At 45.9% G+C, this 2970-nt stretch carries 2 protein-coding genes; both read left to right on the forward strand.

The window, feature by feature from the left end; genetic code table 11:
- Window positions 1-596 precede the first annotated feature (596 nt).
- A complete protein-coding gene (locus tag QZL69_RS01390) occupies window positions 597-1829 on the forward strand; it encodes an MYG1 family protein (RefSeq protein ID WP_022213438.1) in 1233 nt (410 codons plus the stop codon).
- 87 nt (window positions 1830-1916) lie between these two features.
- Window positions 1917-2924, forward strand: coding sequence for a LacI family DNA-binding transcriptional regulator (locus QZL69_RS01395; protein ID WP_022213439.1), 1008 nt, complete (start codon window positions 1917-1919; stop codon window positions 2922-2924).
- Window positions 2925-2970 lie beyond the last annotated feature (46 nt).

The raw sequence follows: 2970 nt of genomic DNA on the forward strand, positions 1-2970 counted from the left end.
TGGGAAAAAAGCGAATTTCCAGGAATTGTCCTTTCGTCAATATGACTGCGGATAAGCAGGTATTTTGTATCTTCCACAAAACAAAAAATAAATTTCGTCACTTTTTACAATGGGCTATGCATACCCTTGAACAGTAACCAGGGGGAAGGTATGTGGAGATGGTGTGAAAAAGTATATTGCAAATGAGAAGTGCATATGCTATAATGCCAGTAGGCAAAGAGATTACAAGTCCATGCGGACAAAAAGAATGAAGCCCTCAGTAGCACCAATACTGGGGGCTTCTTCTTGCTTTTTATAGTGGACAGGAAAACCACTAGGTTAGAGTTGCCCTATTTGTCTCCGTCTAGCCATTTGCAAACATAGTAGGCAAATATGCTTGCCGTGCAGGAGACAAGAAACGAGATTACAGTATCCATGCAGTTCACCTCCTCCCGTTGCCGGGTATCGGTTGGACAACATAACCATTATATCATAGAACAAAATGTGCAACAAGAGTGAGCGTCAATTATTCTTCAGAGATATACGAAAAATGTATATCTGTGGATATAAAATAGGTATTTGACGCATTATTTACAATAAGAGGAGCACCACACAACATGAACGATCTACTAAATAAAATCCGCACCCAAACCGCCACCGCCTTCACCCACAGCGGTAAATTCCACGCAGATGACGTTTTTTCATTTGCGCTGTTATTATATTTGAACCCTGAGATCACGATCCTACGCGGCAACCGCGTGCCGGATGACTTCGACGGGATTGTTTTTGATATCGGCAGAGGAAAATATGATCACCACCAGAAAGACAGCAGGATCCGTGAGAACGGTGTACCGTATGCGGCATTCGGGCTTCTGTGGGAGGAACTTGGTCCGGAGATCCTTGGCGAAGAACTGGCGCAGAAATTCGATGAAGCTTTCGTGCAGCCACTCGACAACAACGATAATACCGGCGAGAAGAACGAACTTGCCACTCTGATCGGGAACTTCAATCCGACCTGGGATGCCGAGGGCGGCAATGATGAAGCTTTTTTCCAGGCAGTCAGCGTTGCAGGGATGATCTTGGAAAATAAATTTGAACGATACAGAGGCAACGAACGTGCCGACAAACGGGTAGAAGAAATCTACACCAGACATCAGCAGGCGTTCCATGACAGAGAAAAACACAGAGATGATGCAAGAATCCTCATCCTCCCGGAATTTGTTCCCTGCCAGAAATTCCTCTCCGAGACACAGATTGCCTTCGTGATCTTTCCATCTAACAGAGGTGGCTACTGCATTCAGCCTCAGAAAAAAGAATACTCTATGAATTACAAATGCAGTTTCCCGCCAGAATGGCTCGGTCTCGAAAACGAAGAACTCAAGGCAGCAACCGGTCTCAAAACAGCAAATTTCTGCCACAAAGGCGGTTTTCTTATGACTACCGGTGAACTTGCAGATGCAGTACAGGCATGTAAGCTCAGTATGGAACAGTTTCACGAGAAACCTGTAATCGTAAGCTTTGGTGGAGCAGCAGAATACGACGAACTTCTCCACCAGCTTCCTAAATTACAGGCAGCAGAGATCATCCACATAGATTTCCCAGCCCTTCCGGAACTGGAAATCCAGGGAATCTACGCCGAAGTGTCCATGGAGAAACAGGAATGGAAAGTCCGGATCAAAGATCAGGTCAGAAAAATCCTCAAATACAAGCCGGAAGCTGTTTTCGTCGGAGAAAATCTCTTCGCAGCATACCCGATCGTACATGCACTCCGAAAGAAACACATCCCGGTTCTCACAGCAGCAGAAAAAGACGGACAGAAGCTTCTTGTCAGAATTCCATCAGGTTCATAAACGAATAACATCCATAACGCCGCAACACACACTAAAATATACCAAAACAGATTAAAACATACGAAACAAAAGGAGGCTGAACAATATATGATCCGTCTTCAGGACATCGCGGAAATGGCAGGCGTCAGCCGCACCACCGTATCAAATGTCATCAACGGCAAAACCAAAAGGGTTTCCCAGGCAACCATTGATAAAATAACGGCAATCCTCAAAGAACAGAACTATGTCCCACACATGGGCTCCGTGATGCTTTCCGGTCACGGTTCCAGGATCATCGGAGTAGTTTTAGGTTTTGCCTACACGCACGGCATGCAGTCCCTTCAGGACCCGTTCGTAGGCGAACTGATCGGAACTATCCAGAAGGAAACCGAAGAAAAAGGCTACTACGTCATGCTCATCGGCGGAGAAAACATCCAGAATGTAGTGGACATTGCTTCCAAATGGAACGTAGAAGGTCTCATCATCCTCGGTTATGACAAAGATCAGTACCGCAGACTTTCCCGCAAGCTGAACAAAAAAATGATCCTGATCGATGCCTACCCCAAGGGAGTCTACACCTTCCAGAATGTTGGTGTAGACGATTACTCCGGCGGTTATCAGATCGGGGAATACCTCTATTCCCGCGGCTATGAGAAAGCCCTGTTCATCGCAGAAACCGATCAGGACAGCGATTATTACCGCTGGATGGGCTTCAAACAGGCGATGGAGAAGCAAGGGAAATTCTGCAGCCGTTCCCGGTATATCGTCGTCCCGGGTGACAAAAATCCACGTCTTCGGAAATACAGAGAACTCCTTCCACGTTTCCTTGAAGCAAAAGCACTGGCTTTTTCCTCAGATTATGACGCGATCGAGGCGATGAACTTCTTTTTTGATGAGGGGATCAGTGTTCCAGATCAGATTTCCATAACGGGTTACGATGACAGTATATATGCAAGCATGGTCCGGCCGAAGCTGACAACAGTTCATCAGGATATCCAGCAAAAAGCACATCTGGCACTGATACGTCTAATGAAACTGATCCAGGGAGAAAACCTGAAAGAACTAAATGTAAAAAGTCCGGTCTATCTGGTCAAAAGGGATTCTGTCAAAGAATGACAGAGTCCCAATGTCATTAAGTTATCATAGGCAAGCTGATTTGGCG

Origin of the sequence: Blautia sp. CAG:237 (assembly GCF_000436615.1) — a bacterium.
Taxonomy (GTDB): domain Bacteria; phylum Bacillota; class Clostridia; order Lachnospirales; family Lachnospiraceae; genus Blautia_A; species Blautia_A intestinihominis.

What these genes read in the sequence shown, in the direction of transcription:
- QZL69_RS01390 (WP_022213438.1), top strand. Translation starts at nt 597, where the DNA reads ATGAACGATCTACTAAATAAAATCCGCACCCAAACCGCCACCGCCTTC.
- QZL69_RS01395 (WP_022213439.1), top strand. Translation starts at nt 1,917, where the DNA reads ATGATCCGTCTTCAGGACATCGCGGAAATGGCAGGCGTCAGCCGCACC.